The organism is Aeromonas sp. SER (assembly GCF_038739615.1).
In the GTDB taxonomy this organism is placed as follows: Bacteria; Pseudomonadota; Gammaproteobacteria; order Enterobacterales; family Aeromonadaceae; genus Aeromonas; species Aeromonas jandaei.
Genome location: NZ_JBCGFC010000004.1, coordinates 48862 through 74050 on the forward strand (window position 1 = coordinate 48862; position 25189 = coordinate 74050).

The following is a 25189-nucleotide window of genomic DNA, read 5'->3' on the forward strand; positions in this document are numbered from 1 at the left end:
CTTCAAAGTTATTCTGCCTTTCACAGACTAAATCTCACCCGACTTGATACGGTCGATTCACATTGACTAGCAACGGCATGCTGTTCTACCTTGATGGCCAACTCCGCCGCCTGGATCCATTGATAGCAATCGGTCATCCCTTTATCCAATAACCAATCACCTAACTGCATGTCGCTATCTTCAATCCCTGCGCGACTTTGCAGATTAATTTTTTGCTCACCAACTAGCTGCATCCAAGACTCAAGAGGGCGCACTCGTAGGGCATTTATACATTCTTCAACGACTCGGTCATCATTATCATCAACTATCAACCAAAAGAGTGTATCAATGCGAGTCAAAGGATTGGAGGCGACTGCACATTGAACTACTGATTCATCACATGCAAGCCGCGCCAAAACATCACCTGACGCCGTAGGGCTTTCGGCCACAGCGGCCCTAACCATTGGACTGATGTCATTTGAGAAATAACGCAGAATTGCATCTGTCACGTTTTTACTTGATGCCACAGCTCGGCGGACCTCTTCATTACTGTCACTTATCAACTTGGTCAGAACAGATGGCGTTGAAGCTGAAGATTCGGCTACTGCTTTGCGCACAAGGGGCGATTGATCGAGTGAGTACAGCAATAGGGCGCGCTCAGTAATCCTCTCCCTTCGTGCGGCCATCAATCTCACCTCACATGAAGGGTGCAATGATAATGCGTCATGAGCAGAATCAGGGAGGTTAGGGTGAACAGCGACCAGCATGGCGACCTGATCATCTTGATCCAAAACCAATCCACGAAGTATTTCAGCTGGAGTCTCTGGCGCTTGGGCTAATGCCACAAGATCAGTAACTAAAGGTATCCTCACTTCACTCACATCCTAAAACTGTTTTTCTTCTGCACACTAGGTAAAGCAGCTCCCGATGCTGCAACTCTCAACTCAAGTTCAATGGATTGCAGGCGTTGGTAAAAATCAGTATGGCCAGCATCGAGCAAGTGGTCTCCAAGAGTTTGTCTGCCAGGGCCAAATGGCATACTTAGGGAGATGACCTCATCTGCTATTGCCCCCCTATATACGTCGTCACCGATCTGCATCATCCCAATACACGCGGCCTGCCGTACATCCTCATCTGGATCGTTGTTAGCCATATCTAGCACCAAATTCAGTGGGGCATTCCTGTGACCGCAAACTTTAGACCGAATACCGGAAAAATCACTTTCGGCCATTCTACTCAAGGTATCTTCTGACACATTAGGGTTATCAAGGACCGAATTCTGGACGAAGACATCATGGTCATCCCCTAACTGGTCTAGTACCTCCACTGGCGTTGATGGATGCTGGGAAACCGCTTGCCTAACCAGGCAATCTGGCTCATCAGCCCATCGAACCAGATGTTCTATAGCGACATTTGGATGTTGAGATAAATAAACGGCACAATCTTGCTCTGCAAACAATACAAGCTGGTCAATCAGATCACTGGGTAAGCTATGATTTCGTGCCAAACTTTGCCTAACCGCAAGTGATGTGTCTTCGCAAAAGTGTCCAAGAATATCTCTTGGGGTGGATTTATGCAGAGCAACACGACCTCTAACAATTGGGATGGCATCTTTAGCAAGTAGGCAAAGAACATCTACCGGACAATTCACGTTCGAGGCGATAGCATTACGCAAACGGAAATCTTCTGAATCAGCCATGTCATAGAGAATATGCTTCGGCGCATCAGAATGAGCAGCGACAGCATAAAGAACCTCATCTGAATCGTCTGTTGCGAGGATCTCCAGTATTGAGCTATCAACCGATGGATTACGGGCAAGATGAAGACGGACAGACTTGTCTGTATCGGTAACAAGCACCTGCTGCACACACAGGGGGATCGTTGAATCGCCAGCTATAGTATTGCGCACAAGAACGTCAGGATCTTGAGCTGCGGCCAATAAGTGTTCAAGGTCTTCATCTTGATCCATTAAGTTCATCTTCACTCCGGATACATTCAAAACCGTTATAGCAACGGTGCATTTTACATGTGCATTTTTCCGGCCATACTCGGTTCCCATCCAGCATTTGGCATGGCGGTAGCAAGCGGGGCCGCAATTTTATTATTGATTACAGCCTCCAACTCATAGCTCTGGAGTTCTTGATATCGCTCTACCATATTAATCTTGAGCATGAAATCGCCAAATGTCATTCTTTGCTTCCTGTCTTCGATACACACATCAGAAAGGCTGAATTCACCATGTCGAATCAAATCCACTATGTGTTCAGATGAGTCTATAGCCTGAATAGCTGTTGATTTTACCGCTTTAGATGCATCCTTAAGTGCCATTAAAGCTAAATATTTTGGATGTATTGTTGGATTGTTCACAAGTCGCTCGCGAACCTGTATATCTCCCTTTCTTAAAATTTTAAATGTCGAGTCATTGATTCGTGACTTACCTGCCATTACCCATAAGAGGTCAATTCTTTCAGTTGAACTATAATCTTGGTGTGGCAGCCAATTATTTACATCAGCCATTTGCGCCAGAAGATCATCTGGGCAATTTGGATTTTTAACGATCGGCACCGAAAACACCCTTCGGTTATTCACATCGGATAGCATTTCGCGCATCATTTGAGGAGGTAAAGATGGGTTTAATGACACGTGGTAAGCATTAAGCCTAAGCAACCGCCTCAACATGTCTTCATTGGCATTTTGGTTTTCTGCAACTCTGGAATTTATTCTACTGGAGTTGCATCCCATCAATAATTTAAGTACATCAGTAGATGTTGATTTGTGTTCAGCTAAAGCCACCCTTACATCTTCACTTTCATGGCTCGCCAGTAACAACTGCAATGATTCATCAATGGCTGGTCGATTTAGGATCGTATATATATCCGCTGTGCCTTGCAGATTTTTAACAATAAACTCAAGTGCGGATGTGGGAGTTGCAGGCTGAGATATCACCGCTTTAATGACCACACAATCATCATCTTTCGCGAGTTTACTCAATGTATCGACATTTACGTTCGGATTTTCAGCCACATAAGCTCTTACCCAACGATTTTCATGCTTGGCCAGTTCCTCTAGGTCCTGTGAGGAGGTGGTAGGATCCTTTGCCCGGCGCATCGCGATGTCATCATTCATTGGTGATCTCTCTATCAATCTCAAGTTGTTGAAATCCATTAGATGGTGAGGCAGCACCTCACCTGGTATCTATTTTATAGCTAGCTACTTCATTCTGAATTTCGCCCTATTTGCTTGATGATCGCCAGCCAAGACAACATCAGGGAGGCCAGGACATGAATTAGCGGCTTTTATCGAGTCATGCAATCCGAACTTGGGAGGAGGGGAGCCAGCACCAATTTGCCCCATCGCATTATCTCTGAAGTTCATGATATCAATATGATTGCTAGACAATGGTGCCACGGCTTTAATTACCACCCCGGTCAGTTTTCTCTCATGTCCATGGAGCATTGTTATCGTTGGAACATCTACTACACTTGAGTCATGAGTATGAACTGATTCTGTTCTATAAACACCTACACACCCCAGCTCCTGGCATTTATCTACAATACCCTTTGTCCCTAAGGTTGATAATATTTGCTTAGCCTCAGGTGTATTTAGATCTAAAAGTCTCACATCCTCAAGCAACTTTGACACTCCGAGATACCCGGACACGGCTTCAGACTGTGCGATTGCCTTCCCATTCTCGTGATATAGAGTGAAGTTAACTTCAGCGTTGAATTTATAACCAAGGGTCCTACATGCTAATCCGATAATGTCTCGCGATGTAACCTTCACATCGTGGCCATTGAATTGAGGAACAGAAACTGTCATCAGCTCCGAGCCAGCAACTGGTTGCGTTCTGAACGTATATCCATTGCGCTCCAGTAATCCCTTGACCACAGATAGCTGCTCATTTAAAGGCGCCCCCAACGCTGAGTAAATCGTGAACTCTTGAGATAGAGAGCCTGGTTTGGATGGTCGATACAATGTTGTACCAGAAGAAAGCATGTCGTAACTAGCCGCGAGAGGATCAGCATAGTGCCGTGGCTGACGATCAAGGCTTGCACCTTGAACTCCATTTTGCATTGCATCCTTTGCGCCTCTGTAGAATGTGCTGCCAGCCGCTATCGTCTTAATCATTTTTTCCACCTGTAATAATCTCAATTTTTACCGCTACCCCATATGCAAAAGGGGAAGCGAATAGCAATTGACATCCTAACACCAGGCTCCACCGTCAAAAACATGAAACAATGTTTTTTTAGTGGCATTTAAGCATTTATTTCTCTTCAGGGGGTTTGTTGACCTCTAAACATCACACACAGGGCATACTTTGAGACCAATGCTGACGTAAAAACCCCAAGGACTTCGTCACTTGGGGCTAAGTAGGGGGAGGGTATAGACACGAGGATGACGCGGCTATATCACATTCTCGGTCGATAACTCGGGTGCTTCTCTCTGGCCTCGTTGTCAGAGATATGACCAGCACCAGAAGGGGCAATTCTATGGGTGATGTCTTCGATCACACCCAGTAAACCAAACTTGGATTTTTGTTCAGCACCAGCTTGTTTCTGTCTGGCCGCCTTGATATCTGCATCGTCCAGTGAAACCCCGATGCTCCTGACCACTTTTTGTATCTGATCTGAGGCATAAATAAAGCTTTCTTTTAAGACTGATTGGAACCCATAGATGACCCCCGAAGAACGCTCAAGCGCCTTGCCAATAACATTTTCACTCAAGGATTTCTGGCGCAAAATCGCGTTTACATCATTGACGCTGGTAAGGAAATTTCGAGGAGATGAACTACTACTTTCAAGTTCAATAAGATGCCAAATAGACTGATCATTAAGTCTGTCACTGCGTTGCAGGATGCTCGTCACAAAATTGGGGATTGCGCTAGTACCAGGATAGTCTTTGTACGCATTGCAAAATTGTGTGACCAGGTCATTGGCGTCTGAAGGTGTTAACTTCGCACCATCTACCGGTAATACTTTCCCGAGGTGATACTCAGGCTTGATCAGATCGCCAACAGCAGAGTGGAGCAGGGGATAGCTGTGTTGTTCTAACACGCCAGTCTTCACACCAACAGCGTTTAAATTTAATGAATAATCAGCATAGGCCACTCGTAATTCATCGACAAGGTGCGCTGTACTGGGAAGTGCTGACAACAAAGCTTCCGCAACTCCAGGAGCTTTAAGATGATAACCCTTCTCCATTATTCGCATTTTTGTTCCAGTTTGAGCATTAGGATGCTCTACGATCCGCTTAGCCCACATATCATCGACAGCATAACGATCTAACAGTCGATTAAAAACCTCATCCGGGCAATCCTGTTGGTGTGCCAATTCGAGCAGACCATTGTAACCAAGAGAATCAAGATCATGACGTTGCTGCATAAAAGCGCCTCTATCCACAGTAGTAAAGAAAATGCATTCAAGCGGTATCGTAACACCAGCATTACTGAGGATGAACGAACAAATGCTTTTTTGGTAGCATTTAAGATTTGAAATTATCAGGGCTAACGTAAAGGGCCAAGCATGCAAACTTAAATGACGCCGATAACCCCATATATAGGCGTAACAGACCGGCACGCTGCCGAATCACACTGACTCTAAATATGGTGATAATATAAGTTATCACTAATTTCATGCTCCTGGAGATCCCCCCGTTATTGTCAGTTCAGTCTCATAGCCACTACACACCACTACGTTACTTCACAGTCGAGTGCTTTAGCCTCGACTAGCTTGGCGCTTATAAGTGCGGGGAATTTACTTCTACTACTCTTTCGGATGGTCAACTCATAAATGGATCCTTCGTTGCCTACCACAGAGAAATCAACATCCCCGGCTCTGTCCGTATAGCGTTGTCCAGCATGTTCTCTAAACACACTGATCATGAACTTATTGCCAGTAGCCTCTTGGTGAAAAAAGCAGTTCAAGTTAACTGATTTCCCCCATGTTTTGGCAACCAGTGTGGCAACAATACTCTCACCGATCGGAGCATTACCGAACTCTTGACGTAATGTTTTGAACGCCTCAGCCCCCATCGCTCGAGGCAGACCCTTCTCAATTACTTCCATCATCACTCCTGCATTGTTATCAGCCATATCATTAACTACGGTCTCATATCAGACCGATTCAATTGCAACACACTATCATTTTCTTTAGGCCTGGAGCTCTGAGCGTAACACCCTGTTACGTCTGGCGCGATGTTCACTTTAACTGCACATTCAGCAGAATAAACCACAACCTCATCTCCGAACTGGGCGCCTTGGTAGCCGAGCTCTCTAGCAATATCATGACGATACTCTTGCGCCAGCCCCATCAACTGCTCACTATTTGCAGCTGCTAAGTCATGGCCATTTCGCCATTGAATTATGTACCCCCCGTTTTGGGGCAAGACCTGAGCCTTTGCACGGTCGTGCCAAAAATCTTTTGTTTTCTCACGGCAATCCCTATAAAACGCTTTGGCTTCAGTCGTTTCTGCTCCAGTGAAAAACTTCTGCTCAAGCGCTGAAAAACCAGCAACTCGCTCCTTCGGTATTGATTCAATCAACAAAAATTCAATAGCTGAACGCTCCAAATCATCCAAAGACTTCCAATTCAACAAGTTTGCAGCAACATCAAAAGTCATCACAATATGGCCATACTGCATCGCCTTTTCTATGTTTGGCGTTAAATAATGCCCATATCCCATTGCTGGAAGTCTTTTTCCCGTTATGGCAAAGGTATCAAACTCGACATTGGTGCCATGGTAAAGCCTCTGCCGTACAATTTTTGGTTGCAATGAATTGCGTATTTTCAAAATGTCAGCAACGGTTTGCATAACCCTCCCCCATATACCATTTATGGCAATTGAAGAAACTCGATGTTAGTAGCATTAAAGTGCCATAGTATTTGTATGCTGGCATAGCAGTACGGCTACCACCTAGCCAAGCCCGATCGCCTAGTCTATCACATGTCTTTGTTCATAATTAACGATGAGCTCTCGAACTTTATCGCGCCGACTCCCGTTACAGGAAATGCTTCGACGGACGTCCACTACGTGTATATCCTGTCCACTATATAATTTACGAGTCATCGCAGTATCACTATTGCTCAACACAACCTGATTACCAGCAGCAACGAACATCAAAGCATACTGATGTAACACTCTTTGATGAAAACCATCAAAACCAGACCCAGTGTAGCTACAAAAATCGGCGGTTTGGCTCGAGGGAACATAAGGCGGATCGAGATATAAAACATCCCCCTCATCAGCTTGGCTTATATGCAACTTCAAAAAGTCTTGATAGTCATTGGCAGTAAAATAAACGGCTTTGGCCCTTGTCACTTTCTCTGCAAAAAACGCCATCTCTCGCTCAGGAAAGCAAACTTTCGCATAGTTACCAAAGGGCGCATTGAAAAAACCTTTTTGGTTAACTCGGAATAAGCCATTGAAAGAGTGTCTGACTAAATAATTGAACAGAAGGGCCTTCTCTCTAGAATCACAAGCATCATTGAATTGTTTCACTCGCTGTTGATAGGTAGCGACGCAATTCCCACCAATAAACAACGAACGCAATTCATTAGTGAATGCATCGCAATCACTAGCCAGGAACCGAAACGTATTAACAAGGTCTATGTTGGCATCATTAAGATGATAGGTCTCATAGTCTGTGTTCATAAAAATAGTTGCGCTACCAGCAAATGGCTCTCGCAAAACCGCCCCACTCCTTGGAAGAACCTGCATAAGATCAGGAATCAACCTAGCTTTTGAACCTACCCATTTCAAAAATGATTTTTGCGTAGCCATAGCATGCCATCTGGTTGTGCTTCAAAAATGCCAGTTGTCACACAAAACCATGTTACAACCAGCTCGAAACAGTTACTTACAACGACAAAAATAATACCTTAAAAGGTATCATATAAACATAGTTTTGATTGAGGAATGCAGTTCCTGCTCAACTGAATACTGACTCGATGGCTGAACTTTAATTTTTGAACAAAAATAGATGTATGCTGGCATAGGAATCACCCCACAAAAACCACTCCGTGTACTTAAACACCCTATAAGTGGCGTCCTGGCCGAGTTAGCTCCAGCGTATCAGGCAGGCTTTCAATCGAGCCTTTTGATGCAATCGACTCGACTTTCTGTGCTAGAAAAATGGATTGAATTGACTGGTACAGCTCCGCGTGGCCATGGGCCAGCATGACATCTCCCAGGGCGCTAGGCATTTGTCGGTCTAAATCCAAAAGCCCCTGACCAATCGCTTCAAAAATCTTTGGATCTTGCTCTTTTAAACGCGATTCCAAGTGTTTGAACAATTTTCCAATCCATTCAGGAGTGGCTGATGAAAAAACATCACCTGTAAGCAATACACTGAGATCTAAACATGGGTTTTTGAAAAGACGTATAGGAACAAGTCCACTACCCCCTACTTGCATAATCAGACTCACAACAGACGAGCTTTTAAAAATGTCAGGGCGACTGGCAAGTCTAGTGTTCAGTGATTCGATTTGAAATGATGCCAATTTCTCAAGCTGATCATGAGCAAGCTCTCTCTTGCTTGCAGCTAGCGAATGAACACCTTCCGCAAATTTTCGGTTATGGCCAAAATCGACCAAAATCTCACCAGCCAGTCGATGAAAATCGTCATCAACAAGACATGGGTGTTTAATTACATCGGAGAGTAATTCTGTGCGCTGTGGCACATTCTCGTTTAGAGCACTAATTGCAGAACCAAAAAGGCAAAGAACGTGAGATGTAATGCTATGACTATTCAAAATCTGCTTCAATACATACGCCTTCCCATCTACCGCTCGAGCAACTTCATTTTGAATACTTTTAAGCGACACATTGGGGTTAATCAGGGCGGCCTCATACACATCTGCCGAGTATCCATTGTGGCATCGTATAACTTCGAGAAGCTCTGGTGGTGAATTCGGGTTGGCAGCCACCAGTCGGCTCAAGCTGTTGATGTTCATTGCCTCAATATCCTTGAGTACCTCTACAGATGACTTGCTATCTACAGCTAAAGCCTGGAGGTCCGATAGGGTTAATGAGGCGTCTAGATGGTGGGCCGCGTCTTCTTTCATTTTTACCTCGTTAGGTATCACTTTTGCATGCTGGCATAGCTTACACCATGTCACCGTCTTCAACTCTTGAAGGCTACAAATCTACTGTAGACGGCATTATAAACATGCTATCATCGTTTTAATACTATCATTAAAACACCAAGAGTAAGGGGGCGTTATGCATGATGCCTACATAGAGGCAATCAAAGGGCTTCCACAAGCGAGCCATATCACCAAGGAGCGGTTAGATGCATGGCTGCAGGTCTATCTAGCCAATGACAAGATGCCGTTGTCACCTGATAAGCTTGCTAGTTCGCTCTCTCGATTCAGTGATGCTGAAGGTGGGGTCATGCTTCGTGAATGGCTCTGTCAGCGCCAGCATCCAGACTTTCAACTCGACTATTCAGATTTCGATTCAGCCAAAGTAATCGATCAGAAAATGCTGCTTGCCCCCCCCTTCATTTTGAGTCCTCAGCTCAAGCGAGAAATGACCTTCCGATCACATATTCGTGACCTTTATATTGAGTACCTCAATGAGCAAGGAAAGGACGTCCAGCGGGATCTGGTAGCAGCCGATGCAATATCAGCTTATCGTAACGCCGAGATCCCCAGTCTAAGCACTCATCCTCATGATGTATTCATAATTAATGGTGAACGGTATGGGATCTTTACACGCATTCCAAGCGATCCCCAGTCAGCGTTGTACAGTCAACTGTCATTCTCAAAACAATGCCAGCATCAAGTAGTCATGAAGGCCGCTGAGCTTGCTGGCTACCCTCTTGCTGGCGTTATCGTCTGCAACTACAACATGCTGGCGCACTCGTTCATTGAGCATCAGACGGCTCCCAACCAAGCAATTATGAATGAAGTCGGGCCAGCTTTGAATGATGGGTGGCGCAGGGTTGTCGAAAACTGCTACCCGGACAAGTGGGATTATGAAGATTTGAATCGGCTGTATCCCCAGCTAAGCATCGACGATATAGAAGCCGTTCGCCGTTTCACATTAGCAAAGGGCATCAGAGACTATGCAACAAAACTTGAGACAGAGGCATCTGAACAGCTTAAAGGCTCGCTTACCGTACCAGTCGACCCGACTGAAGCAACCACACATGTAAGTCTCGGGCCCGTCGAATACACTCGCCGAACCAAAACGGTCATCAACGAACAAAAACTGTTAGCTGTTTGCACTGAGTCCGGTCTCGACCCAAAAAAATTCATTGTGCAGACCAAGTACGATTATGACCTTGAGGCGATGCGTACAGCAGTATCAAATAAACTACGAGCAAACGGAAAAGATGCTGACACGTTGATTAACGACTGCCAAATGACTCAAACCACAACGCAGGTACAACTAACCAGGAAAAAAACTGGCGCAGGGTCGCGCATTTCCCAAGCGATGAATGAAGTTTGCCGAGAACAGATGGATGCTATATTTGCGAAACTGGACAAACAAATGTCATCAGTTGAGTCGCATTGGACTGATGACTACTTAAGCCGGTCAGCCCGCGCTCAGGCCCAGGCATCACAATTAGTCGTAGATCAAGCAACACCCACACCCACACCCACAAGGGTTGCGCCAGATCAAGCCAGAGTCCGTCGTCATCAGGTTCAAAATGTAGTTACATTCAACCAAAAGACGATCGCAGAGGCTCGCGAGATTGCTACAAACCAATCGACCTCAAATCATAATGCGACCCTAATCAATACCAACAACAACGATTGCGGAAATGTAATTCGCACCAATCGTCGCACCTATAAAATTTGATTTGGAGCCACTCTAATGAATAGCAACCTAGAAAATAGCAAACTAATCACCGATGCGTTGATTCGAAAAGAAGAACTTCAAGCACATAAGCTGAAATCTACAACTGGCAAACTCGGGCAAGCTATGACTGAGTGGATGATTCGTTATAGCAAAATGCCTCATGATGAACTTCATGCTGAAGGTAAGACGGTTTTAGCATCGTTCACTCCCAGTTCATTGCCTGATTCAATTTCGAATGCATTAAGCTCTCCCAAAAAGAATGTCTCAATTCGCTCTCGTCTTTTAACCGGGTATGGAGATGAAGTTTTATCTAAAATTTCGTCAAGTAGTAATGGACTTCAAAACGAATTATTTCGCGATCTCAAAAATGAAATGTCGTCCACTAATGAAGCAAAACTTTTCCACCGCATGCGGCTACGTAACCCTGACTGTGCATTACTTCAAGCTGTAGTGCATAAAGCCGAGTCTGGCATGACATTTGACCAAATATTTCATTCGGCAGATTCCATTCAGTTAACGGAAAAGGACCGACGAGAACTCATCATGACACTCAGTGTTGTAGCGCAAGATTTTGGAGATCAACTGGCGAAAAATTTACTGCTTTCTGGTGACCCGGTTCAGGTCCTATCAGACCGAGCAAGCTTACGATCTTCAATTCAACAATTTACTGCCTTAGCCAACAAAACCATGGCCGCCTCAGAGAGAGAGCTCAATGCAGATGATGCTAGCTGCAACCATCAACCAACACGGCCACGGATGTAACCCCTATGAGTTTGAGTCAAAACCAAGCCTTTCGCCTTATTTTGGAGGGCGAGGATAGTGATCGAGCTACCTTATTAAGGCACCGTGACCCCATTATCCGTGCAAAAGCAATCCAAAAGATACGTACCCCGACATTAAACCAACTGATTGAAGCCTCAAAAGATCATGCAGCCGAGGTGCGTTTCGCGGTGGCAATTCATCTAATTTCAGGTAAGCATGAATTCCCACTTAATGATCTGCTCTTATGGCTAGAGCGGGAGACTGATCCTTTAATCTACAAGGAGCTGCTGTCGAATCCTCGGCTTCCTGGTTACTATAATCCAGGGCAGGTTCTTGACACATTAAAAGACCCAGACTTAACAACTGAGCAATTAAATGCTGCGTTCTCTTTTTATAAAGAACGTTACGAAACTTCAAGTGATTCCACTACAAATTGGAAATATCGAAGCATCTATGGGCTAATAGTTCAACATCCAGCTAGCACGGAATCTATGCACCTTAAATTTTCAACCCTAAAACATCAAGACAAAAACCCTCATGTTTGGAATTGCATGGCCAAGCACCATAACATTTCCGCATCTACCGCATGCTTAATATTGAAAGCAGAGTACAAGCTGGGTGCATACGAACCAGACCCAATAGACACACTAATAAAAAACCCTGAAATAAAAAAATCAACTTGGGATGCCATTTTCTCAATGCATGTCCCAAGGTATGAGTGCATCAAATATTTACGCCGAGAAGAACGCCTATCAATTAATGGCGTAACCAATGGATTAAACCACCTTCGCAATGGAGGTGCATGCTCTGGATATCGAACAGAACTAATTCTAGAATTAATAGCAACGCTATCGAATGACGAGTTGAATGAATTATCACGCCAAAATATATTGGCGCTTAATGACCCACTATTTATTACATCCAACAAACAGGAAACTTTAGGTAATCTACTCATCCAAAGCAATCCAAATGCTTACCAAAAAATACTTTCAACAGAGCTACATAAAAAAATATCAAAGATAGATATAGAACCGCCAGTGGTAAAATTAACGATTCCAAGTTGGCACATGTAGTATTGAAAAATAATTCTGAGGAAAAATGATGGACTGGAATCGGCAACCCCTCACTATTCGGCTCAATTCGGCTCGTGACACTGAAACCTGTGCAGCTGCCCTGTCCATTTTAGCGTTAGATGAATCTCGCCATGTGAGGACCCTTGTTGCAAGCAACTACAGTACACCTACCCAATCACTAGATGCTCTCGCACAGGATGCATCAGGATTAGTCAGGCGAAGTGTCGGACTAAATCCTAAGACCCTGGCAAGCACGTTAGGCACATTGAGCAATGATGAAAGCACTGATGTACGGTCTTTCGTCGCAGGTAACATTAGTTGCCCAACAGACATTCTGGTTAAGTTGTCCACGGACTTTGAGCCCGTCCGAAGCAATGTTGCCGCCAATCCAAACTGTCCAATATCATTGCTTCAAATTCTGAGCTCAGATGGTTCCAGCAACGTCCGGGGTAGTGTGGCCATAAACCAGAACGCCCCCGTTGAGTTACTGACTCTGCTTGCGAAAGACAAGAATTCCGATGTTCGTGGCTGTGTACCTAGTAATCGAAACTGTCCTTTAGCAGTGAAAATCCTTCTATTAGTAGATCATGATGATGATGTTCGTAATGAAGTAAAAGACCAGCTAGATGTAAGCGATAGAACCTTTTGGATAAAGGCTGTTGAAGAAAAAATTAGCTTGGATATGTCAGTGGATAAAAGATCAATTGGGCGCAGCCTTGGTGATTCATTATTATCTGCTGGATTTATAGATATTTATCAAGCGCTTCAATCTGTAGAGCTGGAATTAAAGCTTAATCAACACCAGCAAGAAACGATTCAAACACCCACAAAAAACAATTTCAGACTATAAATTTCAATAAGATTTTTGCTCAAACTTAATACCTATGGCATCGAAATAACTTTGCCATGGCGAACCGGATTTTTGGGGCTGATAGGTTGTTTTGCTATACATCACCACGCGACTATTCTTAGGCATTGATGGAATACCCATTCCGGTGGATTCAATGCTATTTATAACCTGTTCAGGATACTCGAGCTGAGCTGCAATCCTATTGAACTGCGTTTCATTATATGAACCATCACTAAACCAATATAACGTCAACCCCTTTGCATCACTAGGTACATACTGATTCAACAGCGATGTCAATATCTTCAGATGGTCTTCACCAGGATAAGAGCTGTGTGAGTCAAAAGGCATCACCTTTCCCAGCGCAGATCTTATTTTTAGTGGGTATTCAAAATTACTTTTTTTTACACATCGACTATAGGTGTTTTTTGAAAATTCAGAAGGAAACTCAACGTGATCTAACTTTTCCGGTGCCACGCTCGGAACAACACCCAAGAGATCGATTGAAACTTTACCCTGGCGATACGATGCAAGCACAAGCATATCGCCCCCCTCCACTTCCTTCAGCACTTTCCCTGCCATTTTCCGGCCAGAAAAATCAGCTTGAACATTCCCGTCCACCAGCAGGATTGTCGAATTTGTCGCTGGCAATTCAATACCCGCGCGTTTATAGCAATTAGGAAGAACCTCTGCCGCAGTCAAAAATGATGGACAGGCCGCGATAAACAACGCAATTTTGACGAAATCCAATCGAATCAATTGAGCACCCGCTTAACATTATCAGGAATGCATTGCATCACTTGGTATATCATCGATGAACCATTCTGCTGAGCTTCGCTCAACCAATTTTTAGAAATCTCAGGCAGGAGCCCCATCCGCACATCATCAAACTTTGGCAAGGTTGCACCCAACACCAACAAGCGATTTAGCTCCTCTAAATTTCCAAGTTGCAAATGCGTTTCGATCGGTGTGTGAGACATGACATTTCTTTGTTCAAGCAAATCCGGGTATCGATTTATGAACACAGTCAACGTTTCATCACTCAAGCTAAATTGATGAATTTTGTGCAGGAGACCACAACCATTTGCATCGACCCATGAGAAGTTCCAATCCAACTCTTGCAAATATGGGATGCCGACAGTACCGATCCTGGAAAGGAGCCAGCTAGAGAAGTCATGTGGAGGCTCACCCTCATGGTGACATTTGTGGGCAAACTGAGGGTAACCCAACACAACTTTCAAAAGCTTTTTCCTGACTACCGGATCTTCACAAGACTGATAGATATCAATCATTGGATTGAAATTGATTTGATCTGGTGTATGTTCATCAAAAAACCGATGCAGGCCACTTATCAACGCATCAACAGACTCATTGCCAAGCTCAATACTATCCCAAATTTCCATAGCTATACCTCAGCCTTGAGTATTATTGCCGCCACTTTCCACTGCATCCAACACTTTACTGAGAGAGTGATCGATGTCATCTGCCTGAGAGTTGAACTCTCCCCGCTCATGCCGACTAAGGTCTTTCGTCAAAAACATTCGCCTGGCCATGCTTGAACGCATAGGCTGATAGATTCCGTGAATTTTTGTGCCATCCAAAACCACCCCTTCTTTTATGACAATTGACTCGAAAATCTCATCGCGTTTATAGATGGGTCTGGCGTAATTAAAGTGGCTAATTACCAATCTGAAAAGATGATCAGCCTGCTCCCGAGGGATTGCATCTATGCAGTCCGGTTTTCCATTCCTATTTTGACTATAAGGGACCCATACGAAGGCCCTCGGACCATGTCCTGGGTCATCAATGCACAAATGGATTGAATTAATAATATTTGCCGAGTTAAACCACCTGGCCAACAAATTCACTGCATCATCAGTATCCATCCCAACCCCAAGTGCTCATAGTTATCAACTCAAAAAATCAATTTCAGGTAGATTGCTTTTATACCACATCTTACACATTTGTTCATAGAGCAAACAACCATGTCAGGTTGCATCAATTCATCTAGAAGATAAAAAGCTAACCTGAATATTTACTGGGTGGCTATGCGAGTTGGATTTGGCAACTCATTGTAATCACAATCCCTCATTGTTAATGCGCCATGCATCACAGAAACCCTGCCCTAGGCAAAACCAACCAGCATACAAAACAGCCAACCCCAGAAAATTCAAATTGTTACGTAATCAGGATTCAAAACATGTGTTACCGGGCTCAATTGAATTATGCCAATTAAGTCGCAATGCAAAGGTCTCCCCATTTGAATCTTGCCATGCCGCAAACAGCGAGTGGCGGCCCCAATTGCAGCTTACAAACCGACCTGCGGTGCCCCATACGGAAACAACAAAATCAACCAGAAATAGACCCACCAGCAACCCTTTCTACGTTAGAGCTGAAAAGTAACATTTAGCCGCACTCCCCTTACAGACTATCCATTTAGCGCAATAATGCTAATATATACGCATATAAACTTCGCGAGGGTATGGGTATGCTTGATGGTCTTAACGAACGCCAGCGCCTGGCAGCACAACACATTGATGGGCCAGCATTGGTTAACGCCGGACCTGGAACGGGTAAAACCAAGTTGGTAACCCATCGCGTCGCCCATTTAGTAAAAAACAACCTTGACCCTCGGAGCATCCTCGCGCTCACATTTACAAATGCTGCAGCTGAAGAGATGCGAACAAGAGTTCACGATGTTGGAGGAGAATCTTGCTATCCCGTTGTCGTTGGCACTTTTCATAGCTTTGTACTCCGCTACATTCTTAAGCCATATGCGAAACATGATTTTTTTAAAACAGCCGGATATCCCAATGGGGTACTGACTCTCGATGAGGACAATGCAACAAAGCTGCTCGATGAAGCGATCAAATCGCAAGAGCTGCCAGTCCGCAATCTGCTTGATGCGCTTGGGTATAAGCGTAAACAAATATCATCAAAACTATCGATCAATCGAGCTCGAGGATTGACAGTCATGGACATGGCCAGAACAATCATGGCCAATTACAGTGACGTCAACGAGACTTGGGCCAAGGCAATGTCTTTAGCCGCATCGATCGAACATCCTGAAGAGCATTCTCGTGAGAAGGATGATTTAAAGCTACTGGTCAACCAACAGCCCTATCTCATTGATGGTGCCATAAACAAAGTGTGGCGTAGTTATAATGAGCTTTGCCAAGAAGTTGATGGTGTTGATTTCGACGAAATGCTGGTTATGGCAGATCAACTCTTAAAAGCCGACCCTAGGGTAGCTAGATCACTTGGTTCCAGATTTGACTACATCATGCTTGACGAGTTTCAAGACACAAACCCCGTTCAGTATTCAATGATTTGCTCTATTGCATCAAAACAGAGAAACCCATTTAACATATTTTGTGTGGGCGATGCTCGGCAAAGCATCTATAAGTTCAGAGCCTCAGACCTCACGATAATGACGAATTATCCAAAGCAGTTTGAAGACTGCAAGGTTATCGATCTCATAGAAAATTATCGTAGTAGCAACCACATAATCACAACAGCAAACACCTTTGGCGTGACAATGGCTGAGCAAATCACCGATGGCGTCCTTGAAGCCAAAGGAGCTAATGCCAGCGACCCCAACCCAGTTGAACTGCATCACTTCCGTAACGACCGTACTGAAGCAGCGTGGATGGTTACCAAAGCGCAAGAGCTGATCAACCAGGGACAAGCCCCTTCTGGCATTTACTTCCTATACCGTAACAAAGGCCTTTTCCGTGAACTGGAGAGCGCCCTATCTGCTCAGGGGTTGGGATTCCAAATCATCGGAAACATCTCGTTCTGGGAAACTCGCGAGGTCAAAGACATTACCGCTCTCTTGCGCGTCTTCGCCAGGCGTCAAGATGCGATGGCGATGGCTCGGGTTATAGACAACAGCAACTCCGGAATGACCGGGGCCAACTTTCGCAAGGTAATGCATGAGAAAGCATTGCCTGCCTGGGCAGCACTGGAATCTCGGGTTACAGGAGGCAAGTCAGAACGAGCTCAATCGCTGAAAGAGTTTGTATCGGCCCTCAAAGAGCATCGTGAGCGGGCCTTGGTCGATGCTGACTGGGAGAAGTGGCTTCAATCTTCTGCTGTTCGCATGTTCATGGAGACCGGCGATACAGAAGATCAAGCTCGACAATACCTCGCGGAGATCCTACGCATTGCGACACCTGAAGAGCTGGATAGATATCGGGCGACCTTTACTGACCCTAACGAAGGCTACCGGTCAATTCATGATGAACTCCCACTGATCAAGGAGCTTAGGTCGTTCTGGCATGGCTATATGGCTCCACTGCTAAAAGCCCAAGAGTCTAAGTCATGGGAAAAAAAAGGATTGAGTGAACAAGAACAAGATGAAGCCTGGGGACGCAGACAAAACAATATCAACATTGTTTTAGAGCACATAACTAGGACTTTAGAATCAGGAGTAGCTCTGGATGATGTCGTATCCGAACTAACCCTCCGCACTGAAAATGCCACAGAAAACGACCGCGACTCAGTCCGGCTACTGACAATGCATGCATCCAAAGGACTTGAAGCAGACCACGTGTTCTTACTTGGCGTTGAGCAAGAAAACTTCTTACGTTCTGAAGATTACAGTACCGAGGATTTAGCTGAAGAAGGCCGGATTTTTTATGTCGCAATGACTCGAGCGAAAAAACAGTTGTATATGACAACCGCTGCGTCACGGCTCATTAATGGTGAATTCAGACAAAACTCAGAGCTGACTTTTCTCGACACCATCAAACCATTACTGAAAATCGTAAATCATGATGGGCTCACAGAGCAAAACACCAACTCGGATCCAGCGGATATACAACTTAAGGATGAAGACTGGATTGCACTCTTAGACTCAACTAGCAGCAATCAAGACCAGCCCCTAGGCAAACAATCAGAGATAGTTCCGAAGGTGGAAGATACGTCACGGAAGCGCCGCACTTATCATATTTGAACTAAAGGGGTGTACTGCTTCAAGCTCGGTACACCCCTCCACCACATAGGCTACGCCACCATAACCACCAGGCGAGATGTTTTCCGCAAGGGATCCATACCTAATTTTTAAAGAACAAGTAAAACAGGAAAATAAAAATTAGCATTTTTGAGAATGCGATCAGCCCTGAGCTGATGCCCACTAATTATTTAAAACCAAGTAACGATCAAAACTCTAAACGGCAAATACCATATTTACTAAACCCGAAGGACTAACAAAAACCATCATTGATTCTTTTCATCCTTTAATTTGCAAACCTCAGCGCGATGCTTGCACCACAAGGTATTTACATCTGTCATCGCATAACCTTGCGCCATAGACCACATAGCTCCCGCATAACCATACTTGACTTTATTCATTTTACCATAATCAGCCATGACAAATCTCACCCGCAAATCAGTGATTTGCGACATTCATGCAACAAAACTACTATAAGATCTAATAGTCATTCGTTGCGTTGTAAGAGGTGCGTATGAGAAGTAGCTCGACAGTTGCGCAATCACTTTTAGTGGACATTAAAAGACATCTTCGTTCCATTTTTGATGATCACAACCTCTCATATAGCTCTGTAGCACGACTACTCAACGTTGACCGAGCAACCGTCAGACGGTGGCTTCGCGATGATGATCCGACTAGCATCGATCTGTTGGGTATGGCGGAGCTCAGCTATCACCTCGGCATCCCAATTCAGCATTTGCTGCCGCTCACCCCTTGGGGAGGAGAAGAACAACAGATTTATGGCTTTGAAGAACAGGACCGGGCGCTATTGATTGACCTCATCACCAGGATTAAGGCTGATTACCAGCCTAAAAAAACCAGAAGGCGTAAATGAATCGAGTATAGTGGCCAAGGCGCTTGTGAGACTCCAAGACAGGCTGGGTAACCTTACTGAATCAGTTTACAGGGCAGTATGATGGACACGGCCATCAGTGCAGAACTGCAGTCTCCAATCAGTGCGTAACTGCATTGCCTGTGCCTAAATGCTACAACCTTGACGGACGTAGCCAATGACGTAAGTTGTACCAATTAGGTGAATCGAGATAAGCCAGATGTTCGACAGGTATGCAGAAAAACTCAGTCATGTAAAAACGTCGATGGAGCTGATCAAGATCCTCGATGACCTATCGCTATCAGCAGGGTTCACTCAGTATCGGCTGGGACTCATGATGCCTACCCAACACCTGGGAAGACCACACCTTCTAATCTTTTCAAACTGCAACCCAGATTGGGTCGAAAACTACAGGATAAACAAACTCGCCAGTAAAGACCCAATCCTCTACTTAGCGATGCAGCAAAACTCGCCGATCACCTGGAACTCAATTGAGCAATACAACGGGCTCCCTATAGGCGCTCAGGAGGTCATGGGGAAAGCCAAAGATTTTGGACTTGTTGACGGCATATCTTTCCCGCTGAGGGGGCCCCGTAGTGAATTTGGCGTTCTCTCATTTATAACTGACAAAAACGACACCTGCATTGATAGGCACAAGGCTCAGTTGTTTCTAATGGCCAACATGATTTTGGATGCGGCGTTGAGGGTCGCATATGGGAAGCGTGAAAAAACATCTCTAACTGGTCGAGAAATTGAATGCCTTTTCTGGTGTAGTGAAGGCAAAACCTCTGCAGACACCGCTGCGATACTAGGCTTGGCAGAAGCAACGGTTAACTTTCACCTAACAAAGGCCATTAAAAAGCTAGGTGCAACAAATAAGTACAACGCTATAATGGCTGCCGGAATGGCAGGGCTTCTACAGCCACAGCTTAAAGATGCAGAGATTGAGGATGAGATCAGCCCTAATGCATCTTAATAGCAATGCACCGCACTTTTTACACCCCTCATAAGCCCCACATTGTTTGCAACTTAAAGGTCTCTTATGAATACTCTCTTTATTATCACAACCGTAGGCTTGGCAGCACTCAGTGCCACTCTGTTCTTCAAGCTAAAAAAGGCCCGCGCCGAGCGCATTGCATTGACTGAGAAATTGTCTTTAGTTCAGTCTCAGTTGGCAAAACTGCAGCCCCCTCAAATATCTCACACCTCTGTTGAGGAACCATTAGAAGGCATTGATTACTTCAAATCACACAAAGACAAGCTGATGTTCTTGTTGCTTGAAGTCGATGGAAAACGACGCAATCAACTTTTGGGCATTACAGCGAATATGTATGAAGATAGCCAGGCAGCTAAAAAGTGGTACAAGTCATTGTCTATGCAAGTTCATCCAGACAAAAATCCTGGCAACGAGAACGCAGCAAAAGCATTTGATAAGCTCAACGAGCTGTACACCATGATGACACTTTAATGGTGCTAGCCACATGAGCGATAAGAAACTCCCCGTTCTCCAGGTGCCTCTGTCTGAGCTTGTCACCCTCCCCGCCAGTGACGTCGCAATAGATCTGGATGATACTATTGACAGAAACAGTCAAACCCTATTGGCAACGTCTTTCACTGAGCTGGACCATGCCAATCAGACTCACATGCCTTTTTACAACCTTCATTCTTTGTCGCAGGCCATTGGCACAGACATGAGGCCGCTAAAAGAAGTGTTAGCCAACGCCGACGAGGATGAGAGACGTTGGAAAAACAACGAGCCTTACTTGAGACAAGACGTCACAGTGGAATTCTTATTAGAACGCCTCGAGCAACCAAGAGACACCAGCCAACAAGCCCTGACCAAAAGCACAATTGACACAGTAAACAAAGTGGCCCCATTGAGTTACACGGATATCGTTAATAAGATTAGCAATCCATCCGACGGACTCTGATTCGTGAGAGTTTTTATGACTGAATCCAATAAATTTCCATTAGAAATAACATTAAAAGAAGGCTCTGAAACTGTAGTTAGTATCACTGAAGGTAGTTCGTCCCCCATCACGTTTATTAGGCTGCAAACTGACACTCAGGTGATCCATCACCGCCTGCATGTATATGTCAGCAAACTCGATGAAATCACGGGGCTGTCAAAGTCCGAGGTTCGAGAACTTGTGGCTAACGCCCCTGAAGACAAAATCGTCTCATTGGATGATGAAGTGCTTGTTAGGTTGCCTACCGCTGCGAAATGGAATCTACCCAAGTTACAAAGCGATGATCCTGACAAAGCAGGACTAGCGCATACTTTTCATGAATTAGCTTGCAAAGCAATCGCAGACCCGATGGCCATGCAGGAACGTTCAATCGCCGCCGCAAAAGTGCCAGAAAAATCCAAAAAAGCTAAAGAACAAAAACGAAAGGATCTGAAAGATGCAGGTTTAGACCAAGTGTGTCAGCTTTCACAAGCCCCAATCAACGGCCAAGCCACTCATATACACCACATAAAGCGTGTTGCAGATGCTCCCGAGCTGGCTGCTGAGCAGCATAACCTCCAGATTGTCCTAGTAGCAGCTCACCAAGAAGAGCACAAAAAAGACAAAACCCTTCCCGAGCCGCCGACTCCAGACATTTAATAGACAGGCCTAATCGTTATGAGTAACCCACACCTAGCAACACCAATGATTTAGTACAAAATAGACTGCTTTGGCAGTCGATTTTAGACGCCAGCAAGCGAAGCACATAAAGCCATCTCAATTTTTATTTGGTAGTATATAAGCATATACATTGAGATTGGTGATGCAACAATGAGCTCCTGTACACTAACCGTTCAGCAGAAAGTTGATTTAGCCTCAGCGCCGAGCACTGCACCTATCACACTTGCCCGACTGTCTAGCGATGATGCTGCCGATGTGCGCAGAGCCGTGGCGATCAACAAAACAACCACTGTAGATACTCTCAAACAGTTAGCTGTTGATGAAAGTAACATAGTTCGAGCCGGGGTCACATCAAACCCCAACGCCCCTGAACAGCTCTTGACTCAGCTAGCCAAAGATCCTGATTGGTTAGTCCGGACATCGTTGGCACGCAACTTACCGCGCGAGAGCGATTTACAAAACGTTGCGGCATCAGATCAAACTCATGAAGTTCAGATGGCGTTAGCGAGAAACCCCAATTGCAGAGCAGATATCCTCACGGCATTTGCGAGAGGCAATAACCTCTACGTGCAGAGGGCCGCATCAAACAACCCGTCATTACCTATCAAAGAACTACAACTGATGCATGCACGTTGTCACGACACCATCATCAGCTTGGCTCTTGCTTGTCACCCAGCATGCCCAAAAGAACTGCTAGTTGAGCTAAGTTCCCACTCAGAAAAAAGCATCCGCCTTGCTGTAGCCAAGCACCCCCAGACACCCTGCTACACGCTTACTGTAATGGCATTTTCCGATGACCTTAGTCATATACGAGAAGAGGCTTTATGGCGAATATCCGAATTCCAATCGAACGATTGGATATCAGGCGTAAAAGATGGCTTGTCTCTGTCTATGCGGTTCCAATCTGAAGATGCTCATGTAGTTTTAGGCGAAGCACTGCTTGCCAATGGTCTGAGCAATAGCTATCAACTGATCCAGTCAGCAGAGTTGCAGCTCCAGATCGAGCGTGCCATTAGCCAACCACACACCAGCAAGAATTTGCTCAATAAATTATCCGCATCAGCAACAGAGAACGCCTCAAAATCAAACAGAGCACCACATGCAGGGACAACTTCTCTTAATAGCAATGCGTTGAGGTTGTAAAAATGAACCTTCATGACCTTACGTCAAGCCAGAAAAGAATTCTCGCTAAAGCAGAAAACACCACTGCCGACGAACTATTTCTTTTATCACAGGATTGTGACTGGGCTGTTCGTGTTGCAGTTGCTCTTCATCCAGCTTGCGATCAGGAACTGCTTATTAAGCTTTCACATGATGCCCAGCATCAGGTTAGGCGCACTGTGGCAGGCAGCATTCATTGCACCCCAGAATTGCTTTCCCGTTTAGCTAATGATGGTCAGATGTCAGTCCGCTGCGAGGTCGCACATAATCCGATGTGCCATCCCACATTGCTCAACACTATGTCAGATGACCCTCATGAATGGGTAAGAAGTGCGGTAGCAGAAAACCGTGAGTGCCCCTCCCCCATCTTCGCCAAGTTGAGCAAGGACAACTCTAAAGCTGTGCGGATCGCTGTAGCTCGTTCATCTACCGTGACGAGTGTGTTATGGGATGACCTGGCTCGCGATTATGAGCGTGAAGTTCGCCTTGCAGTCGCGGCCAATCCAGATTGCCCTGGGCATCTGCTGCAGGCGTTGGTACATGATAAGGAAGATGAGGTGAAGTATGCTGCCGCAGAGAATCCGCATTGCCCAAAAGAAACAATCTCGATACTAGCCATACAGAAAGACCAAGGTATCCGCCACTCTGTAGCATCAAACCCAGCATGCCCAGATGAAATTCTGAAACTGCTCGCATCCGATTATTATGCATCTATTCGTGAATGCGTTGCAGCTAACCCAAATTGTCCAAAAGACTTATTAGTTTCGCTAACTCAAGATGATAATTATCGTGTCCGCATTAATGCATACAACCATCATGAATGCCCAATATTGCTAGTTGTTAACGGGTGCATTGACCCACATAAATTAGTGCGCGATGACGCTATAAAAATATTGCAGTCCAAAAAACGTGAGTTCTGGATACAAGCCGTTGCTGACGGGCTGTCATTAAGTCAATCTCTTGATGCATCATCCACCAGCAAAAACATTGGAGATCTATTCATAGAGATAGAGTGTTTTGATGCATATCAAACCATTCAGGCTGAGACGATTCAATTGCTAATATCCACCAGCACGACATCAAGCGAAAATTATACTCACACAAGAAAACCCTCAACGTTCTCACTTTAAAAAATAGGAATGGCGATATGATAAATCCAAACCTTAAAACACATGCACTAATCCTGCTAGACAAACAAAAAGGTCTATTCTGTTTTTCACATGTAGCTAAAGCACTTCAAACAAGCCACCCAAACCCTTTATGGGAGAGCGGAGCAGTGCTATCCAAATGTTATGCATCCATAAGGGCTTACACTTCATCGAATGGCAGATATCAGTCTCATTTTGATTATAATGATGAAACTCTCACAGTTTGCTCATGGATAAGAATTGCTGCAGATTCATTTAAGGCTGCCACCTTGGATTCCGACTTGATGAAATGTGATTGCTTTCAAGATGCCATCGAAAGAATCCTTATTGTAAAGCCATCATTTGACAAAGGGAGATTGACAGAATACCACTTGGCATCTGCTATTTATCTAATCGGCGGTGTAATTCCTACCGCGTCAATAAACATCCCCTTCTCTCATGATTATACGGCGCCTAAACACATGGGTGATATAGAAAAAATCATCAACATCGCTTGTCAAATAATTGCTGAGAAACCAAGTTTTATCATAAGTGATAAAGAGGCAGCAATAAGTTCGATAAAGCACTTTATTCATGAATACGTCGCCAAGCCCTGCGACTCACTACCCAGCTCGCGAATAACAAACTCCGTTACAACCTCGAAAGAAGCATCTGCCATATACACAATATCTGCCATTGCCGAGTTGCTCTCCAGTAACGCCAAAACTATGCAAACAGACAAAGAACAGGCTATCTCACCACTAGAGTCGAATCATCACAAAACAGAAAAAATCACCGAGGTAAAACTTCCATCAACACTAACGGAATGGAAGTTAGCACTGGGAAAATCACTGTCAACATATTTCATTAAGATTTCAGGACTACATCTACCTAGTCTTAATGATTTATCACTTTTTTTAAAAGGTTACACTGACGCCATTGATGAGTTTAATTGCAAAAAATAACATCCACTTACTTA

General features: G+C 44.7%; 26 protein-coding genes. 13 read left to right on the top strand and 13 right to left on the bottom strand.

Annotated features, from left to right (window positions below; translation table 11 throughout):
* Positions 1-20: 20 nt before the first annotated feature.
* The 9 genes from AAHA41_RS07495 to AAHA41_RS07535 all read right to left on the bottom strand — a co-directional run bounded on the left by AAHA41_RS07495 (position 21) and on the right by AAHA41_RS07535 (position 9041).
* Positions 21-770 (bottom strand): HEAT repeat domain-containing protein, encoded by a 750-nt coding sequence (locus tag AAHA41_RS07495; protein WP_323071443.1) that lies wholly within the window; start codon positions 768-770, stop codon positions 21-23.
* 86 nt (positions 771-856) lie between these two features.
* A complete protein-coding gene (locus tag AAHA41_RS07500; RefSeq protein WP_323071441.1) occupies positions 857-1957 on the bottom strand; it encodes a hypothetical protein in 1101 nt (366 codons plus the stop codon).
* 44 nt (positions 1958-2001) lie between these two features.
* Positions 2002-3105: a hypothetical protein gene (locus AAHA41_RS07505; protein ID WP_323071439.1), complete on the bottom strand. Its 1104-nt coding sequence runs from the start codon at positions 3103-3105 to the stop codon at positions 2002-2004.
* 84 nt (positions 3106-3189) lie between these two features.
* Entirely contained in the window at positions 3190-4107 is a 918-nt protein-coding gene (locus AAHA41_RS07510; RefSeq protein ID WP_323071437.1) for a hypothetical protein, read from the bottom strand.
* A 281-nt stretch (positions 4108-4388) separates the two neighbouring features.
* Entirely contained in the window at positions 4389-5360 is a 972-nt protein-coding gene (locus AAHA41_RS07515) for a hypothetical protein (protein ID WP_323071436.1), read from the bottom strand.
* A gap of 308 nt (positions 5361-5668) precedes the next feature.
* A complete protein-coding gene (locus tag AAHA41_RS07520; RefSeq protein WP_323071435.1) occupies positions 5669-6070 on the bottom strand; it encodes a hypothetical protein in 402 nt (133 codons plus the stop codon).
* A gap of 8 nt (positions 6071-6078) precedes the next feature.
* The gene (locus tag AAHA41_RS07525; RefSeq protein ID WP_323071433.1) at positions 6079-6789 is read right to left on the bottom strand and encodes a hypothetical protein; all 711 of its coding nucleotides are present in this window, start codon (positions 6787-6789) and stop codon (positions 6079-6081) included.
* 120 nt (positions 6790-6909) lie between these two features.
* Positions 6910-7758 carry a Dam family site-specific DNA-(adenine-N6)-methyltransferase gene (locus AAHA41_RS07530; RefSeq protein WP_323071432.1) on the bottom strand — a complete coding sequence of 283 codons (849 nt, stop codon included), beginning with the start codon at positions 7756-7758 and terminating at the stop codon, positions 6910-6912.
* 254 nt (positions 7759-8012) lie between these two features.
* Positions 8013-9041, bottom strand: coding sequence for a hypothetical protein (locus tag AAHA41_RS07535; RefSeq protein WP_136502030.1), 1029 nt, complete (start codon positions 9039-9041; stop codon positions 8013-8015).
* Positions 9042-9198: 157 nt separating this feature from the next.
* On the opposite strand from AAHA41_RS07535, the gene AAHA41_RS07540 reads away from it, so the two are divergent.
* Genes AAHA41_RS07540 through AAHA41_RS07555 form a run of 4 tightly spaced genes read left to right on the top strand, consistent with a single transcriptional unit; the run spans position 9199 to position 13470 of the window.
* On the top strand, positions 9199-10785 hold the full coding sequence (locus AAHA41_RS07540; protein WP_323069372.1) for a hypothetical protein: 1587 nt from the start codon (positions 9199-9201) through the stop codon (positions 10783-10785).
* A gap of 15 nt (positions 10786-10800) precedes the next feature.
* The gene (locus AAHA41_RS07545; protein ID WP_136502032.1) at positions 10801-11547 is read left to right on the top strand and encodes a hypothetical protein; all 747 of its coding nucleotides are present in this window, start codon (positions 10801-10803) and stop codon (positions 11545-11547) included.
* A 5-nt stretch (positions 11548-11552) separates the two neighbouring features.
* The gene (locus AAHA41_RS07550) at positions 11553-12620 is read left to right on the top strand and encodes a hypothetical protein (protein WP_323069371.1); all 1068 of its coding nucleotides are present in this window, start codon (positions 11553-11555) and stop codon (positions 12618-12620) included.
* 25 nt (positions 12621-12645) lie between these two features.
* Positions 12646-13470 carry a hypothetical protein gene (locus tag AAHA41_RS07555; RefSeq protein ID WP_323069369.1) on the top strand — a complete coding sequence of 275 codons (825 nt, stop codon included), beginning with the start codon at positions 12646-12648 and terminating at the stop codon, positions 13468-13470.
* Positions 13471-13473: 3 nt separating this feature from the next.
* Here AAHA41_RS07555 and AAHA41_RS07560 read toward each other — a convergent pair whose 3' ends face one another.
* From AAHA41_RS07560 to AAHA41_RS07570, 3 genes are read right to left on the bottom strand one after another with little or no spacing between them, the layout of a single operon-like run.
* Positions 13474-14226, bottom strand: coding sequence for a hypothetical protein (locus tag AAHA41_RS07560; protein ID WP_136502035.1), 753 nt, complete (start codon positions 14224-14226; stop codon positions 13474-13476).
* On the bottom strand, positions 14223-14870 hold the full coding sequence (locus AAHA41_RS07565; RefSeq protein ID WP_136502036.1) for a hypothetical protein: 648 nt from the start codon (positions 14868-14870) through the stop codon (positions 14223-14225). The genes AAHA41_RS07560 and AAHA41_RS07565 overlap by 4 nt, the downstream gene beginning before the upstream one ends.
* 9 nt (positions 14871-14879) lie before the next feature.
* Positions 14880-15353 (bottom strand): hypothetical protein, encoded by a 474-nt coding sequence (locus AAHA41_RS07570; RefSeq protein WP_136502037.1) that lies wholly within the window; start codon positions 15351-15353, stop codon positions 14880-14882.
* A 602-nt stretch (positions 15354-15955) separates the two neighbouring features.
* Here AAHA41_RS07570 and AAHA41_RS07575 point away from each other — a divergent pair.
* Positions 15956-18424: an ATP-dependent helicase gene (locus AAHA41_RS07575; protein ID WP_323069365.1), complete on the top strand. Its 2469-nt coding sequence runs from the start codon at positions 15956-15958 to the stop codon at positions 18422-18424.
* Between the two features lie 263 nt (positions 18425-18687).
* On the opposite strand, the gene AAHA41_RS07580 is transcribed toward AAHA41_RS07575, so the two are convergent.
* The gene (locus tag AAHA41_RS07580) at positions 18688-18840 is read right to left on the bottom strand and encodes a hypothetical protein (RefSeq protein WP_323069363.1); all 153 of its coding nucleotides are present in this window, start codon (positions 18838-18840) and stop codon (positions 18688-18690) included.
* Positions 18841-18935: 95 nt separating this feature from the next.
* On the opposite strand from AAHA41_RS07580, the gene AAHA41_RS07585 reads away from it, so the two are divergent.
* The 8 genes from AAHA41_RS07585 to AAHA41_RS07620 all read left to right on the top strand — a co-directional run bounded on the left by AAHA41_RS07585 (position 18936) and on the right by AAHA41_RS07620 (position 25175).
* Positions 18936-19295: a helix-turn-helix transcriptional regulator gene (locus tag AAHA41_RS07585; protein WP_323069360.1), complete on the top strand. Its 360-nt coding sequence runs from the start codon at positions 18936-18938 to the stop codon at positions 19293-19295.
* 217 nt (positions 19296-19512) lie between these two features.
* Positions 19513-20268, top strand: a complete 756-nt coding sequence (locus AAHA41_RS07590) for a LuxR family transcriptional regulator (RefSeq protein ID WP_323069357.1) — start codon at positions 19513-19515, stop codon at positions 20266-20268.
* 66 nt (positions 20269-20334) lie between these two features.
* Positions 20335-20760 (top strand): DnaJ domain-containing protein, encoded by a 426-nt coding sequence (locus AAHA41_RS07595; RefSeq protein ID WP_136502041.1) that lies wholly within the window; start codon positions 20335-20337, stop codon positions 20758-20760.
* A gap of 13 nt (positions 20761-20773) precedes the next feature.
* Positions 20774-21223, top strand: a complete 450-nt coding sequence (locus tag AAHA41_RS07600; RefSeq protein WP_323069355.1) for a hypothetical protein — start codon at positions 20774-20776, stop codon at positions 21221-21223.
* 15 nt (positions 21224-21238) lie between these two features.
* Entirely contained in the window at positions 21239-21901 is a 663-nt protein-coding gene (locus tag AAHA41_RS07605) for a hypothetical protein (RefSeq protein WP_136502043.1), read from the top strand.
* A 171-nt stretch (positions 21902-22072) separates the two neighbouring features.
* On the top strand, positions 22073-23065 hold the full coding sequence (locus AAHA41_RS07610) for a HEAT repeat domain-containing protein (protein ID WP_323069353.1): 993 nt from the start codon (positions 22073-22075) through the stop codon (positions 23063-23065).
* Positions 23066-23067: 2 nt separating this feature from the next.
* On the top strand, positions 23068-24213 hold the full coding sequence (locus AAHA41_RS07615) for a hypothetical protein (RefSeq protein ID WP_323069350.1): 1146 nt from the start codon (positions 23068-23070) through the stop codon (positions 24211-24213).
* Positions 24214-24230: 17 nt separating this feature from the next.
* Positions 24231-25175, top strand: a complete 945-nt coding sequence (locus AAHA41_RS07620; RefSeq protein ID WP_323069347.1) for a hypothetical protein — start codon at positions 24231-24233, stop codon at positions 25173-25175.
* The last annotated feature ends 14 nt before the right edge of the window (positions 25176-25189 follow it).